Here is a 14,891-nt window from a genome sequence, read left to right on the forward strand (position 1 = left end):
TTATGCCGATTCATCCGTTTCCGGCTCATCGGGGTTGGACTGCGCGTACCACCAGTTCTTCAATTCCAGGATGGCGTCCTCGCGCTCCATGGGGCCGCGGTCTAGCCGCAGGTCCTTGAGGTGCTTCCACGCTTTACCGACGTTGGGGCCGGCGGGAATGTCCAGGATTTCCATGATCTCGTTGCCGTCGAGATCCGGGCGTACCTTGGCCAGGTTCTCCTTTTCAGCGATTTCCGCGATCCGTTCCTCGAGGTTGTCGCAGGCCCGGGCTAGCCGGGCGGCCTTCTTCTTATTGCGGGTGGTGCAGTCGGCGCGGACGAGTTTATTGAGCCGGTCCAGCAGGTGCCCGGCGTCGGTGACATAACGACGCACAGCTGAGTCAGTCCACTTGCCTTCGCCATAGCCGTAGAAGCGCATGTGCAGGTAGACCAGCTGGTAGACGTCATTGGTGATGCGCTTGGGGTATTTGAGTTCCCGCATCCGGCGGCGGGCCTTTTTCGCGCCCACAACTTCGTGGTGGTGGAAGGTGACGGCACCATTATCGTGAATCTCGCGGGTTTCCGGCTTGCCGCAGTCATGCAGCAAAGCGGCCATCCGCAGCGTCAGATCCGGTTCACCGGGCTCTTCCTGGGCGATGGCGCGGCGCATTACCTGCAGGGAGTGCTGGTAGACGTCCTTGTGCTGCTTATGTTCATCGGACATCGCCACCATCGAGGTCAGCTCCGGCATGACGTAATCAGCCAGGCCAGTGCTGACCATCAAATTGATCCCCCGGGCCGGATCGGCGCCGAGGAATAGCTTGTCCAGTTCCGCGCGGACCCGTTCGGCCGTGATCCGCTCAATCTGGGGTGCCATATCGGTCATTGCGGTGCGCACCCGGTCTGAGACAGTGCACTCCAGTTGGGACACGAATCGGCAGGCCCTCAGCATCCGCAGCGGGTCATCGCCGAAACTCACCTCTGGGGCCCCGGGGGTATCCAGGCGGCCGGCGACGACGTCGTCAAAGCCACCGAGGGGGTCTTCGAAGGTGCGGGTGCCGTCGGCATGCAATTGCACGGCAATGGCGTTGCAGCGAAAGTCGCGGCGGATGAGGTCATCGTTGAGGTTATCCCCGAAAGTGACCTCAGGGTTGCGGCTGACCTGGTCATATTGGTCGGCGCGGAATGTGGTGATCTCCACTTGGCGGCCCGCTTTTTCGGCGGAGACAGTGCCGAATTCGATACCGGTATCCCACACTGCCGGCGCCCACGCCGTCAGGATTTCGCGGATGGTGTCCGGGCGGGCGTCGGTGGTGAAGTCAAGGTCATGGCCGAGGCGGCCCAGCAATGCGTCGCGCACTGAACCACCAACGAGGTGCAGCTGGGCGTTGTGTTCGGCAAAGGCGACGGCTAGTGGGGTGAGCAGGTCTGCCTCTGCGCCTATGGCGGCGTCGGCGCGGGCCAGCATGGCGGTGCGCTGGGTGTGTTCGTCGGCCGCGGCGGGACGGGAATGTGGAGTCTGCTCAGTCACGGCAGACACCCTACCCGGGATTGTCCAGTGGCCCGCTAGGGTATTGGGCATGACGGACACCGATGGCGCAGGCCCGAAGAATGGGCCCAGGCGGCGGCGACGTCGGCCGCGACGCCGCGGCGGCCCGCAGCAGTCTGGCGACCGACGCGGCCAGCGGCAGAGTCAGCAGGGCTCTGGCGCTGCGTCGTCGGCGCCGCAGGAGGCTGGCGATAAGGCCGCGCAGCCTGGTGAGCAGCCGAAGCAGAATAAGAACCAGGGCGGCGGCAACCGTAAGCGCCGCAACCGTGGGGGCCCGAATAAGGGGCAGCGGGGCCAGAACCAGAACCGCAATCGTTCTGGCGGCGGTAATCGCAGTCGTTCTGGCGGCCGCAATGGCGGCAATAACCGCAATGCTAAGAACCGCAATCAGGCTAAAGGCCGGTCGCATAACCGCAATCAGTCGCAGCCGCAGATGCCAACGTCGGTGGAGACCTCGGCTGGCGGTCTGGTGATTTCTGGTCTGGCCGAAGCGGTCGACCCGAAAACCAATGAGGTGGATATGGGCCGTATCTATGTGGCTCTTATTGGCCGCCTGGATCGGCGTGGTCGGCTGCTGTGGTCTATGCCGAAGGGCCATGTTGAGCCCGGTGAGGGCCATGGTGCCACCGCTGAGCGGGAGGTGTGGGAGGAGACCGGTATTCGCGGCGCTACCCTCGCTGAGCTGGGTGTTATTGATTATTGGTTCGTTTCTGAGGGCAAGCGTATCCACAAGACGGTGCATCATCATTTGCTGCGGTATATCGACGGCGATCTTGATGATGAGGACCCGGAGGTCACTGAGGTGCAGTGGGTGCCGGTAGCTGGCCTGGTGGAGCGACTGGCTTATGCCGATGAGCGCAAGCTCGCCCGGCGCGCCCATGACATTCTCCCGGATCTTGCTAGGGCGGAGTGTGCGGCCGGAAGGTTGACTCCGCGATGAGTGTGCGGCGGCGTCGCTTAGGGGCCATTATTGCGGCGTTGGTGGGGTCGTTGGCGCTGGTATTGGGCGTGCTTGGTGGGGGTGCTGCTGCGTGGGCGCAGTCTGCGGATGCTAGTGGGGTGAAGTCGGCGCAGCGGTGGTTTGGTTCTTCGGCGCGGGGTGATTCCAGTGGCGCATTGCAGATGTCGATCACGCAGGTCAGTCCGCAGGCGGCGCGGGTGGGGCAGACCCTGCAGTTGTCGGTGGAGCTGACGAATAACAGTGATGATCCGCTGAAGAATGTGTCGTTGCGTACGCAGCGGATGGATGCGCTTACCGACGCTGACCAGGCCGAGCAGGTGATGGCCGAGCCGGAGGCGGCGTTTGTGGCGGCGACGAAGTTCGGCCGGTCTTTTGATATTAAGCCTGGTGATTCGGTGACGCGTACGGTCTCGGTGCGGTTGTCCGCCCCACTGCCGTCGGGTTTGGATATTTCTGATCCTGGTGTGTATCCGATTTTGGTGAATGCCAATGGTCGGCCGGAGAACGGCATTGTGCAGTTGTTGGGGGAGACCCGCACGTTGGTGCCGGTGCTTGCCGACGGTGTCGGCGCCGAGGAGGACACCGAGGACACAACCGAGGAAGCCACCGAGGACGCAGCCGAGGACGTTGCCGAGCCTGATGCGGAAGCCACCGATCCGGAGGCTGCGGGGCCTGCAGCGGAGACTTTTGCTGGTGGGCAGCCGCGCCCGGTGTCGCTGATTTGGCCTATTGCTGCGTATTCGCCGCTGCAGCCCGGTGAGGTCCAAGATGGCCCGATCGCGGCGGAGTTAATGCTCTATAACCATTCGCTGAGCGATTCTATGGCCAATGGTTTGCTCAATGCCCGCCTTGAGGCGCTGACTGATTTACAGGGCCCCATTGGCACCCAGGTGAAGGCTGCCACCTGCGTCGCTATTGACCCGGAGTTGCTGCTCACCGCCACTCGCATGGCCGACGGCTACCTCATGGGCACCAAGCGCCCCGATCCGGCGTCCTTTGGTACTCGCTTGCGTGATTCTTGGGGCCGTGACGACGAGGGCAATGCCCAGCCCGCAGAGGACGCGGAGATCGCCCGGGATTGGCTGGACCGGCTGCGCACTATTACCTCGGATATGTGTGTTGTCGCGTTGCCGTGGGGCTCAGCGCAGGCCGATGCGGTCGCGGCGGTGGGGGACCCGGATATTTCCAGCATTTGGTTCCACGATGGTGCCGGCACCGTCTCCGATATTTTGGGCCGCCCAGTCCTTCCGAATATTGTCCTGCCACCGGAGGGGTACCTCACCAATGATGCGGCGGATATGGTGTCACGCTTTGCGGTGCAGTCCGCCGAGTACCGCACCCTCGTCGCCGACAACACTGTTTCTGCTGGTGGGGGAGTGGTCGACCCGGGTACCGCGGTGCTGCTGCGCCCGGCGGTGCGCGCGGTGACGGTTTCTGCGCCGTTGAGTACCGCCCTTGCCGCGACAGGTACTAATCCGGGTATTACTGGGTTCTCGGCCCCCGCCGCCCGCCATTCTTTGCGCCTGGATTCTGCAACAGCGCGGATGCAGTCTGCCGTCGGCACGCTTTACCAGGAGGTACGTGATGGCGGCAGTGGTGCCTTAATCGCCATGCCGCCGCCGGATTGGTCGGCGGGACGGTCGGAGTCGACTCGGTTCCTCAATGCCGTGCAGTCGGCTGTGGAGGATGGATTACTGCGCACCGTGCCGCTGGCTGAGGCTGTTGGCCCATTAGCTGGTGGGTACAGCCAGGGCACCGGCGCGGTTGTTTCTGTTGCCGATGATCCGACGGCGGTGACGACCGAAGGCATTGCGGAGGCCCGGTCGATTGCGCAGGGGATTCAGAAGTTGACCAACTTGATGGTTCCCTCCGATCAGCTGTCGCTGACCCCGAACCAGTTCACCCGCCCGTTGCGTCGGGATGTGCTGCGCATGCTCACCACGGTGGACCGGCATTCTCGGGATCGGTTGTCGAATATCACCACTCAACGCAGCAGTTATATCTCCACGCAGACGTGGCAGATGGTGCGTCAGCTGCGCGAATCGGTGCGGTTGCTGGCCCCGGGTGGGCTTTATACCCGTGCCACGGGCGCCTCGCCGGTAGCTGTGGTGGCGTCGAATGGTTTGCCGCTGCCGGTGCCGGCGCATGTGGTGCTCAGTGGTCAGGGAATGTCCAAGCCGCTGGTGGAGCCGACGGTATTGCCGCCGAAGGGGTCGCTGACCTTGCAGTTGTACCCGGATGTGGACCCTGGGGATCGGCGCCGCTCGGAACTGTCCATGGTTTTGCAAACCCCACAGGCCACACCTATTTCCGCCCCCGTTTCCATTACCGTGCAGTCCGGCCCGGGCGTGACATCAATGCTGGTGGTTACTAGTGTTGCGGTGCTCGTTGTTGTCGGATTCCTCGTCGGCCGGACGCGCCGACGGGGTACCAAGATTCGTAGCTAGGCCTCTCATCATGAACAATGGTTACCGTGACTGATCCTGCGTCGACCCCCGCCGCAGCGCCCGGCCAGCGAGATCGGATCCGGCAGCCTGCGCCGCCAGCACCTATCCCTGCCCCGCGCGCTCCGCGCCGTTCGGAGCGCACCCCGGATCTCAGCCGGCCCCCGGCAGAGACCCAGACCGTCGCCACCAATAACAATGGGGTGGCCTCGGATGCTGAGGTGGTGCGTTCTACCGGGTCTATGGCCATTGCGACGCTGATTTCCCGGATCACGGGGTTCTTGCGCAGTGTGCTTATCGGCGCGGTGCTCGGCCCTGCGGTCGCTTCTGCGTTCCATACCGCCAATACGCTGCCGAACCTCATTACCGAGATTGTGCTCGGTGCGGTGCTGACCTCCTTGGTGGTGCCGGTGCTGGTGCGCGCCGAGAAGGAAGACCCCGACCGGGGTGAGGCCTTCATCCGGCGGCTGTTGACAGTGGCGCTGACTCTGCTGTTGGTGGTCACGGTGCTCGCTGTTGCGGCTGCGCCTATCCTGACCAGGATTAACTTGGCTGCCGACGGTGAGGTCAACGTCGGCATGGCAACAGCTTTTGCATTCCTGCTGCTGCCCCAAATCATCTTCTATGGTGTGTTCTCGCTGCTCATGGCGGTGTTGAATACCAAGGGCGTGTTTAAGCCCGGTGCGTGGGCTCCGGTGGCGAATAACGTCGTCGCAATTGCCACGCTGATGTTGTATTTCATTGTGCCGGGCCGACTGGATCCCAATGCGCAAGTCTCGCTGACGGACCCGCACATTCTGCTGCTGGGCATCGGCACGACCCTGGGTGTGGTGGTACAGGCGCTGATTATGGTGCCGCCGCTGCTGAAAGCCGGCGTGAATCTGCGGCCCCTGTGGGGCATTGATGATCGGGTGAAGCGCTTCGCCGGCATGGGTGTTGCGATTGTCACCTATGTGGCTATTTCCCAGCTGGGCTATGTCGTCACCAACCGCATTGCCTCAGTTGCCGATGATGCCGCGGTGACGATTTACCAGCAGTCGTGGCTGCTGCTGCAGGTGCCCTACGGCATTATCGGCGTGACCTTATTGACCGCCATCATGCCGCGGTTGTCGCGTAATGCTTCCGAAGGCGATGACGAGGCGGTGGTGCGCGACCTGTCCGTCGGCACGCGCTTGACGATGATCGCCCTGATCCCGGTGGTGGTGTTCTTCACCGGCTTCGGCCAGCAGATCGCCAACGCCCTATTTGCCTACGGCCTGTTCACCAAGGACACCGCCGATATTCTGGGTTGGACGCTATCGTTCTCTGCGTTCACTTTGATCCCGTATGCCCTGGTGCTGCTGCACCTGCGTGTGTTCTACGCCCGCGAAGAGGCGTGGACGCCGACGATGATTATTACCGGCATCACTGTGGTGAAGGTGCTGCTGTCGGTGCTGGCTCCGGTCATTGCCATTGAGCCTGAGCGGGTTGTGGTGCTGCTCGGCGCGGCGAATGGTTTCGGTTTTGTCGCCGGCGCGATTATTGGTGTGGTGCTGCTGCGTCGCACCTTGGGTCGTCTTGGTGGGCGGCAGGCGCTGACCACCTGCTTATGGGCTTTTGGTGCGTCCCTGATGGCCGTGGTGGTGGCGATTCTGCTGGACCGGCTCATTGAAATGACCGGTGTGGTCGACCCGCTGGGTTCGGTGGGCTACTTAGTGCGGGTAGCTATCAGCGGCCTGCTGTTCCTGCTGCTCACGGGCTTGATTCTGATGCGTTCGCCGCTATCTGAGGTCGCCACTGTGGCCGGCGCACTGTCTCGGGTGCCGGGCGTGAACCGTCTGGTGAAGAAGTCCGCTACCGAGCCCGGCCAGCTGGCTGAGGTCGATGCGCGCGCTGCTGCTGCCGACGTTGCCGGCGAGTCCGCGGCGATGGGTGCCGACGGCATTATTGCCTCCCCGCTGCTGCCACCATTGCCGACCGAAGCCGCCCGGCCGATCCGTTTCGTGCCTGGTGAGCGTATCCGCAATGGCCGTTTCCGGTTGGTCTCTGAGGAGGCGACGGTGCCGGCCATGCGGTTCTGGCGGGCGGTGGAGTACACCGGCCCGGGGGAGACGGATAAGCGCGAAGTGGGCCTGGTTTTCGTTGACCCGCAGGCTCTGGCTACCGACGGGCTGACCGCCGCGGAGGCTTCCCGCGAAGTCGCTGCTGCTTCCCGACGTTTGCGCGGTGTCGCCGGGGTCGGGGTGGCCCCGGTGATCGACGTATTGGTCAACCGTGTGGAGATCATTGTGGTCACCGAGTGGGTGCCCGGTGCGCCGCTGACGAAGGTGGTGTCGCGCACCCCGAACCCGGAGGCCGCTGCGCTGGCTGCGTCCGGCTTATTCCAGGGCCTTGAGCGGGCGCATAATGAGTCCACGGTGCTGGGCCTAGACGCGGTGGAGCGGTTGCGTGTCGATGAGCACGGCAGTGTGGTGCTGGCCTTCCCGGCGCCGCGCCCGGGAGCGACTGTTGCTACTGACTCGGCTAGTGCAGCCACGGCGCTGCATCATCTATTAGGGGATTGCCCTGAGGTCCCGGAGGCAATTTCGGAGGCTGCGGAGGCTGCGGCCACCGACGACCCGGGTGTTGTCGCCAAGCGGCTGCGTGATGCTGCCTATGGTTCGGATAATGCGATGGCGGTGGAGCCTGAGGCTGCCCGACGCAGTGGGTCGACTGGCCCCTTGGCGCCGGTGCGGCATACCTCGAATTGGCGCCTGTGGAGCATCGGCGGCGGCATTGTTGCCCTGGTGTTGGTGGCGGCGATTGTGGTGGTTGCTGCCTTCGCGATTTTCAACTCCGACGACACTTCGCCAGTGGATAGTGATTCGGTCAAGCGCGGCCCCGGCGCGGTCAGTGATGCCATTACTGAGGCTGTGACGATTAAGGACGCCCGCGAGTGGCAGGCGCCTAATGATGACCCGCTTGCCGGCCCCGATAATCCCGATGATGCGGTGCTGGTTTTCGACAATAATCCGACTACGGCGTGGTCCACTTCGGTCTATAGCGCCCAGTTCGGTACCACAGCGCAGGACTTCAAGCCCGGTGTTGGTGTGGTGTTGGAATTTGCTGGTCCGGTGCGGCCGGGCGAGATTTCCATCCTGGGTTCTCCGGGCGCGGTGGTGCAGATCCGCGCGCTGAATAAGCCCGATGCGGTAGATCCGCAGTCCTTGGCGCTGCTGGGCCAGGCGACGTTGGTGACCGGGCCGACCGATATTGAACTCGAGGGCGCCCCGGCTTCGCGGTACTTGCTGGTGTGGGTTTCCCAGTTGCCGATGCCTAATGCGGCATCTGTAGCCGAAGTGTCGGTGACTCGCCGCTAATCGGGCTGGAGTTGTCCACACATGGTGGTGTTGTCCACTGTGCGGCGGCCTCAGCGTCGGCAAGCTAGCGCCGGGTGGCTGCGGGCCTTCTACATTTTGGGCCATGAACTTCGCGGGAGGGCGCGCCGCGCGGGTGGCGCAAGACAGTGACCAGGCGCTGCTAAGGGCGCATATTCATGGTGATTCGCGGGCGTTTTCGCGTCTGGTGGACCGGCATGGCGCGAAGCTGTGGCGAGTGGCCAGGCGGGCCTGTGGTTCGGATGCGGCCGCGGTGGAGGCGGTCCAAGAAGGGTTGATTCGGGCGCACCGGAATGCGCATGTGTACCGGGCGGAATCTTCGGTGCTGACCTGGCTGCACCGGATTGTGGTGAATGCGGCGGCCACGCAGGTGCGTACGCAGGCGCGTAGCTGGCAGGACCCGATGAGCAATGAGATTGTTGCCGATGTCGCGGGCCGCCAGGGCTTAGCTGATGGGCCGACGACGGATACGGCGACGTCGGTGGTGCTGGCTGAGGCGCTGGGCAGGCTTAGCGACACCCAACGCGAGGCGATTGTGGCGGTGGATGTGGCGGGAATACCGGTGTCTGATGTGGCCCGGGCGATGGGGGTTGCCCCGGGGACGGTGAAGTCGCGGCGTGCTCGGGGGCGAGAAGTGTTACAGCAGCACTTTTTTGCGGAGCTGCGCGGGGCGGCGTAGCTGGTAGTCGGTGCCGGTTATGGGGGCGTGGGCAGTGTGGGTGGCAGCCCGGTAGGCTTCGCGACAGAGAAGACGCGATGAGCATCATCCATTCGAGAGGGCTGTTTTCCATGAGCGATACCACCATCCACGACGTTGTGATCGTCGGTTCCGGTCCGGCGGGCTACACCGCCGCCATTTATGCCGCCCGCGCTGAGCTGAAGCCGGTGGTATTTGAAGGCACCGAGTTTGGTGGGTCGCTGATGACCACTACTGAGGTGGAGAATTTCCCCGGTTTCGCCGAGGGCATTCAGGGCCCGGATTTGATGGACGAGATGCGCAATCAGGCGGAGCGTTTCGGCGCCGAGCTGCACATGGAGGATGTGGACCGGCTGGAGCTCGAGGGCGATATTAAGCGGGTTTTCGTCGGCGAGGAAGAGATTCAGGCCCGCACGGTGATTCTGGCGATGGGTGCGGCCCCGCGTTATCTGGGGGTTCCCGGTGAGCAGGAGCTGCTGGGCCACGGTGTGTCCGCGTGTGCGACCTGTGATGGTTTCTTCTTCCGGGATCACGATATTGCGGTTATTGGTGGCGGCGATTCGGCGATGGAGGAGGCGTCGTTTTTGACGCGCTTCGCCAAGTCGGTGACCGTTGTGCACCGTCGGGATGAGTTCCGTGCCTCGAAGATCATGGTGGACCGTGCTGAGAATAATGAGCGGGTGCACTTCGCTATGAATAAGACCGTCTCGAAGGTGCTGGGTGAGAACTCGGTGACGGGCCTGGAGCTCACCGACACGGTGACTGGGGAAACCTCGACGTTGGATGTCACCGCTATGTTCGTCGCCATTGGTCATGATCCGCGCTCGGGCATGGTGCAAGACCAGGTGCGTGTCGACGATGGGGGCTACGTGGTTGTTGAGGCCCCGACGACGCACACGAACCTGCCGGGTGTTTTCGCCGCCGGTGATTTGGTGGATACCCGCTACCGCCAGGCGGTGACCGCTGCGGGCACTGGTTGTGCTGCAGCACTTGATGCTGAGCATTTTTTGCTGGCGCAGCAGGGGGAGCAGGGTAGCCAGATTGGTACCAAATAGCGTCTCTGGCGAGATGTAGTCCACCGGCATACCGGCGTAGACTTTATAGATATCCGTATTTTGATAGGAGAAACATGACTGTTCAGACCGTGACAGCACAAAATTTCCGCGAGGCAGTCGCCGATAACGACAAGCTCACCCTTGTCGATTTCTGGGCAAGCTGGTGCGGTCCCTGCCGCGCCCTAGCCCCGGTTGTTGAGGAACTGTCGGAAGAGATGGCCGACCAGGTCGACTTCGCCAAGGTCGATGTCGATGCTGAGCGCGAACTCGGCGCGATGTTCCAGATTATGTCCCTGCCGTCGCTGCTGGTTTTCAAGGACGGGAAGAAGGTTGACGAGATCATCGGCGCACAGCCGAAGGCCAACATCCGTCGAACCTTGGAAAAGCACCTTTAGCTGGTAACCTAACCCCCGTACGGCCCCCGTGCGGGGGCCTACTCAGCAGTATTAGGAAAGGTTCGGGTGTCGGTGTCGAAGTCCCCGCGGGTTGGCGACCGGAGTCCCCGTGTCGCAGAGGTGCGAGCAGCTCTTGCTCGCCTAGGCCTTTTGCCTAGTTATGCGGGTAACGCTACCCAGTCCAGCCCGCAACAGTGGTCTGGCGACGATGATCTATTCGACCCCGAGTTGGAACAGGCGCTGCGCGCCTTCCAGCAGTCCCGCGGCATCATTTCCGATGGTGTGATCCGCGAACAGACCTTGCATGTCTTGCGGGAAGCGTCCTATAAGCTCGGCGCGCGGGTGCTGAACTATGACCCGCTGAATCCGCTGACTGGCGATGACGTCGGGCAGCTCCAAAAGACGCTGGAAGAATTAGGTTTCTATACCCACCGCATCGATGGGCACTATGGCCCCGGCACAGACCAGGCGGTGCGCGATTATCAGCGCAATTATGCCCTCACGGTGGACGGCATCTGCGGCCCCGATACGCTGCGCGCTCTGAGTTATCTTGGGCGCCGTGTCACCGGTGGTTCGGCTGCCTATTTCCATGAGCGTGAGCAGGTCCGTCAGGCCGGCCCGAAGCTTTCCGGCAAGCGCGTGGTGATCGACCCTGGTTTGGGTGCAGATAAGCCGGGTATGACGGTTTCCGGGCCCTATGGCGCCCTGACGGAAGAAGAGATCCTGTGGGACCTGGGTACCCGGGTGGAGGGTCGAATGGTTGCTGCGGGCATGGAGACCATCTTGTCGCGCCCGCGTACCGGTAATCCCAGTATCACTGAGCGTGCTGACCTCGCCAATGCCTTCGGCGCCGATCTGGTGTTGTCCTTACAGGCTGACCGGTATCAGAACACCCGCGCACATGGTTGCGCCACGTTCTACTTCGGCTCCCACCACGGCAGCAGCTCCTTGGTCGGTGAGCAGCTGTCTGGCTTGATTCAGCGTGAGATTGTTGCGCGTACCCCGCTGGCAGATTGTCGCACGCATGCGCGTACCTGGGATGTGTTGCGTCTGACTCGGATGCCTACCGTTGAGGTAGCACTGGGGTATCTGACCAGCCCAGAGGATGTCGCGATTTTAACCTCCCCGGAGATGCGGGACCGGATTGCCGAGGCAATTCTGGTTGGTGTGAAGCGCCTGTACCTGCTCGATGATGATGACCGCCCCACTGGTACGTTCAGCATCTCGGAGCTTTTGCAAAGCGAGTTCGACGATTAGTTTGCGCTGGTGGCGCGATATTTAGACGTGACCGCCTGCTAAGGCATTAACTGCTAAAAAGGCCGGACTATCTGCACTGATACAGATAGTCCGGCCTTTTTCTATGTGTTTGCGCTGGTAGCGTGATGTTTCAAGCGTGGCCCGTTAGTTTTTCTCGTGGATGAGCGACATAATGCGCTCGAAATCTTCCAGATCGCCGAACTCAATCACAAGCTTGCCCTTTTTCTTGCCCATAGTCGCGGTGACTCGAGTATCGAACTCATCGGAGAGCTGGTCTGCCCAGGCGGTGAGCTTTTTTGGCTGCGGGGCAGGCTCACGCTTGGTGGGGGCTGGTTTCTCCCCGTCGCGGTTGAGCAGGGTGACCGCTTCTTCGGTGGCACGCACCGAGAGTCCTTCGGCGATAATGCGCTCAGCTAACCGCTCTTGGATATCAGCGCCACCCTTGACACCGAGGAGCGCACGGGCGTGACCTGCTGAAAGCACACCGGCGGCAACGCGGCGCTGCACCGGTACCGGCAGTGCAAGCAGGCGGATCATATTGGTAATCACTGGACGGGAGCGGCCAATACGGTCTGCCAGCTGGGCCTGGGTGACACCGAATTCATCAAGCAATTGCTGGTAGGCAGCTGCTTCTTCCAAAGGGTTCAGCTGCACGCGGTGGATATTTTCCAGCAGGGCATCGCGCAGCATTGCCGAGTCGTCGGTTTCGCGGACGATTGTCGGCAGGTTTTCTAGCCCAGCAATCTGTGCGGCCCGCCAACGCCGCTCGCCCATGATGATCTCATATTCGGGCTGCGGGGCATCGGGGTTCTTCTCCCGGGCGAGCTCTAAAGCCTTGGGCCGTTTTGCGCGCGGAATATGTCGGACAACGATCGGCTGCATAAGTCCGAACTCACGGATGGAGTGCGCGAGTTCATTAAGCGGCTCATCGTCAAAGACCTGGCGCGGCTGTTCCGGGTTGGGGGAGATGATCGGGACCGGGATTTCCCGGTAGGTGGCCCCCATCGAATCACGGCCACGCGGCGCTGATGTTTCACGTGAAACATTCTTCGTCGGTTGCTGGGTGGATGTTTTTGTACCGTCACCGTGACGAATTGGGCCGCTGGTATGGGTAGGGCCAGAGTCGCCCTTGGATCGCGATTGTGACGGCCCAAAAAGCTCATCGGCTGCTGACTGACCCAAACCCGGTCGGGCTTCGGCGGCTGTAGGAATCAGCGCTGCCAGGCCACGCCCCAAGCCACCCTTGCGCGGTTCTTTGTGTTCCATCGTCAGTTTCTTCCGATCAAATCTGTTGTTCTCAATGGGGGAGTGGGGTTAGGAGTTGCCGCCGTCGGAGTGCTCAGGAGGCACACCAATGGCATTCGATTCTTCCGTCGGAAGATAATCGCCGCGCTCGGCGAGTTCTTTCGCTGCGTCGATATATGCCAGCGCACCACGTGAACCCGGGTCATAGGAGATCACCGTCTTGGAATAACCGGGCGCCTCGGAAACCTTGACCGAACGCGGAATGATATTGCGCAGTACCGCTTCGCCGAAGTGATTGCGCACCTCTCGTACCACATCTTCAGCCAGGCGGGTACGGCCGTCGTACATCGTCATCAACACAGCAGAGATATGCAGCCGAGGGTTGAGATGCTGCCGAATCATCCGAATATTGTTCAGCAACTGGGTGACACCTTCGAGCGCATAGAACTCACACTGGATAGGAATGATGACCTCATCAGCTGCGGTCATAGCATTCAAGGTGAGCAGGCCGAGCGATGGCGGGCAGTCAATAATGAGGTAATCGAAGCCGTGCTCATCGAGGAAGTCGTCGGTAAGCGCCATGCGAAGCCGGGACTCCCGATTGAACAGGTTGACGAGTTCGATCTCGGAGCCGGCCAGGTCCAAGGTTGCTGGAATGCAGAAAAGGTTCGGTGACTCGGGGGAGGGCTGAATAGCCTCCTCCGGCTGGCACTCGCCAATAAGAACCTCGTAGGTAGAAGGGGTGCCACTGCGATGCTCAATATCCAGGGCGGTCGAAGCGTTGCCCTGGGGGTCGGAGTCAATGACCAGAACTTTCAGGCCGTGGGCAGCCAAAGCCGCAGCGAGGTTGACGGCAGAGGTGGTCTTACCCACGCCGCCCTTCTGATTAGCGATGGTCAGGCGACGAGTCCGCTCCGGCCGTGGAAGCGATAGTCGATTGGGTGTGCGCACTCGCGCTGCCTGCCTCGCGGCAGCAGCAATTGGTGTGTCTTCCCAGGACTTCCCGGACATACATTTCCCCTCATTAGCCGTCGCTGTGTGCTTGGGCGGACCGTGGTCGGGTGATTTCTATAGATTGGCGATCGCACAATGCGCCTCGCCGGACTACTGGCAACTCTAGTCGGTCTGACAGAGCACCCTCAATGCGATGTTTCACGTGAAACATTGCGCACAGCACAGCGGCGATGTTTCACGTGAAACATCGCCGCTAAAAACCGAGGAGCATTACTACTTGGCGCTCAGCGCTTTCGGATATGTACCGCATAGGTCGGCGTGGCATCGGTGGAATCGCCCAGTTCCACAATGGCCGCAGCACCGCCGCCGGCCTTCTTAATATCCTTCGCATCCCGCGCGATTTCCTCTTGAGCGCTTGAGCCCTTCAGCGCTGCCATTACGCCGCCGCGTTTGACCAACGGCAGACTCCACTTCGCCAATTTTCCAAGCGGAGCGACTGCACGGGAAGTGACCACGTCAAACTTGCCGACCGATTCGAGTACAGCCTTGTCCTCAGCGCGACCGCGAACGACCGTGACATTATCCAGGCCAAGATCCTCGACGACTTCGTTGAGAAAGGTCGTCCGCCGTAGCAGCGGTTCGATGAGAGTGACGTGAACGTCGGGACGCGCAAGCGCCAGCGGGATGCCGGGCAATCCGGCGCCGGAACCGATATCGGCTACCCGCGCATCATCAGGGATCACCTCGGAGACGAGGACCGAGTTGAGGATGTGCCGGTCCCACAGCTTTGGCACTTCCCGGGGACCAATAAGACCACGCACTGTTGCTTCCTCCGCGAGCCACTGGTGGTAGCGGTGTGCCAACTGCGCACGTTCGCCAAAGGTGTCCGCAATAAGCGAGTCATCGGGGGAGGGAAGTGGTGCGTTCTCGTGGTCAGTCATCCGAAGGATCCTTTCCGGCTCCGGGCGGGGAGCAGACGATGTTTCACGTGAAACATCGC

11 protein-coding genes are annotated in these 14,891 nt (G+C 62.0%); 7 read left to right on the forward strand and 4 right to left on the reverse strand.

Going from position 1 to position 14,891, the window contains the following annotated elements; translation table 11 throughout:
* Nucleotides 1–1,446 (reverse strand): CCA tRNA nucleotidyltransferase, encoded by a 1,446-nt coding sequence (locus KRX51_RS00115; RefSeq protein ID WP_218362182.1) that lies wholly within the window; start codon nt 1,444–1,446, stop codon nt 1–3.
* A gap of 112 nt (nt 1,447–1,558) precedes the next feature.
* On the opposite strand from KRX51_RS00115, the gene KRX51_RS00120 reads away from it, so the two are divergent.
* The 7 genes from KRX51_RS00120 to KRX51_RS00150 all read left to right on the forward strand — a co-directional run bounded on the left by KRX51_RS00120 (nt 1,559) and on the right by KRX51_RS00150 (nt 11,692).
* Nucleotides 1,559–2,467 carry an NUDIX hydrolase gene (locus KRX51_RS00120; protein ID WP_218360951.1) on the forward strand — a complete coding sequence of 303 codons (909 nt, stop codon included), beginning with the start codon at nt 1,559–1,561 and terminating at the stop codon, nt 2,465–2,467.
* Nucleotides 2,464–4,935 carry a hypothetical protein gene (locus KRX51_RS00125; protein ID WP_218360952.1) on the forward strand — a complete coding sequence of 824 codons (2,472 nt, stop codon included), beginning with the start codon at nt 2,464–2,466 and terminating at the stop codon, nt 4,933–4,935. Before KRX51_RS00120 ends, KRX51_RS00125 begins: the two co-directional genes overlap by 4 nt.
* A gap of 26 nt (nt 4,936–4,961) precedes the next feature.
* Nucleotides 4,962–8,270 (forward strand): murein biosynthesis integral membrane protein MurJ, encoded by a 3,309-nt coding sequence (gene murJ / locus KRX51_RS00130; RefSeq protein WP_218360953.1) that lies wholly within the window; start codon nt 4,962–4,964, stop codon nt 8,268–8,270.
* A gap of 103 nt (nt 8,271–8,373) precedes the next feature.
* Nucleotides 8,374–8,967 carry a sigma-70 family RNA polymerase sigma factor gene (locus tag KRX51_RS00135; protein ID WP_218360954.1) on the forward strand — a complete coding sequence of 198 codons (594 nt, stop codon included), beginning with the start codon at nt 8,374–8,376 and terminating at the stop codon, nt 8,965–8,967.
* A gap of 110 nt (nt 8,968–9,077) precedes the next feature.
* A complete protein-coding gene (trxB, locus tag KRX51_RS00140; protein WP_218360955.1) occupies nt 9,078–10,040 on the forward strand; it encodes a thioredoxin-disulfide reductase in 963 nt (320 codons plus the stop codon).
* Between the two features lie 74 nt (nt 10,041–10,114).
* Nucleotides 10,115–10,435, forward strand: coding sequence for a thioredoxin (trxA, locus tag KRX51_RS00145; protein ID WP_218360956.1), 321 nt, complete (start codon nt 10,115–10,117; stop codon nt 10,433–10,435).
* Nucleotides 10,436–10,507: 72 nt separating this feature from the next.
* The gene (locus KRX51_RS00150) at nt 10,508–11,692 is read left to right on the forward strand and encodes an N-acetylmuramoyl-L-alanine amidase (RefSeq protein ID WP_218360957.1); all 1,185 of its coding nucleotides are present in this window, start codon (nt 10,508–10,510) and stop codon (nt 11,690–11,692) included.
* 144 nt (nt 11,693–11,836) lie between these two features.
* Here KRX51_RS00150 and KRX51_RS00155 read toward each other — a convergent pair whose 3' ends face one another.
* From KRX51_RS00155 to rsmG, 3 genes are all read right to left on the reverse strand, one after another.
* Nucleotides 11,837–12,958 carry a ParB/RepB/Spo0J family partition protein gene (locus KRX51_RS00155; RefSeq protein ID WP_218360958.1) on the reverse strand — a complete coding sequence of 374 codons (1,122 nt, stop codon included), beginning with the start codon at nt 12,956–12,958 and terminating at the stop codon, nt 11,837–11,839.
* Nucleotides 12,959–13,006: 48 nt separating this feature from the next.
* On the reverse strand, nt 13,007–13,948 hold the full coding sequence (locus KRX51_RS00160) for a ParA family protein (RefSeq protein ID WP_218360959.1): 942 nt from the start codon (nt 13,946–13,948) through the stop codon (nt 13,007–13,009).
* A gap of 227 nt (nt 13,949–14,175) precedes the next feature.
* Nucleotides 14,176–14,832 (reverse strand): 16S rRNA (guanine(527)-N(7))-methyltransferase RsmG, encoded by a 657-nt coding sequence (gene rsmG, locus KRX51_RS00165; RefSeq protein ID WP_218360960.1) that lies wholly within the window; start codon nt 14,830–14,832, stop codon nt 14,176–14,178.
* Between the last annotated feature and the right edge of the window lie 59 nt (nt 14,833–14,891).

Origin of the sequence: Corynebacterium sp. TAE3-ERU12 (genome assembly GCF_019209905.1) — a bacterium.
GTDB lineage: Bacteria > Actinomycetota > Actinomycetes > Mycobacteriales > Mycobacteriaceae > Corynebacterium.

What these genes read in the sequence shown, in the direction of transcription:
- rsmG (WP_218360960.1), bottom strand. Translation starts at nt 14,832, where the DNA reads ATGACTGACCACGAGAACGCACCACTTCCCTCCCCCGATGACTCGCTT.
- trxB (WP_218360955.1), top strand. Translation starts at nt 9,078, where the DNA reads ATGAGCGATACCACCATCCACGACGTTGTGATCGTCGGTTCCGGTCCG.
- KRX51_RS00160 (WP_218360959.1), bottom strand. Translation starts at nt 13,948, where the DNA reads ATGTCCGGGAAGTCCTGGGAAGACACACCAATTGCTGCTGCCGCGAGG.
- KRX51_RS00120 (WP_218360951.1), top strand. Translation starts at nt 1,559, where the DNA reads ATGACGGACACCGATGGCGCAGGCCCGAAGAATGGGCCCAGGCGGCGG.
- KRX51_RS00155 (WP_218360958.1), bottom strand. Translation starts at nt 12,958, where the DNA reads ATGGAACACAAAGAACCGCGCAAGGGTGGCTTGGGGCGTGGCCTGGCA.
- KRX51_RS00115 (WP_218362182.1), bottom strand. Translation starts at nt 1,446, where the DNA reads ATGCTGGCCCGCGCCGACGCCGCCATAGGCGCAGAGGCAGACCTGCTC.
- KRX51_RS00135 (WP_218360954.1), top strand. Translation starts at nt 8,374, where the DNA reads ATGAACTTCGCGGGAGGGCGCGCCGCGCGGGTGGCGCAAGACAGTGAC.
- KRX51_RS00125 (WP_218360952.1), top strand. Translation starts at nt 2,464, where the DNA reads ATGAGTGTGCGGCGGCGTCGCTTAGGGGCCATTATTGCGGCGTTGGTG.
- trxA (WP_218360956.1), top strand. Translation starts at nt 10,115, where the DNA reads ATGACTGTTCAGACCGTGACAGCACAAAATTTCCGCGAGGCAGTCGCC.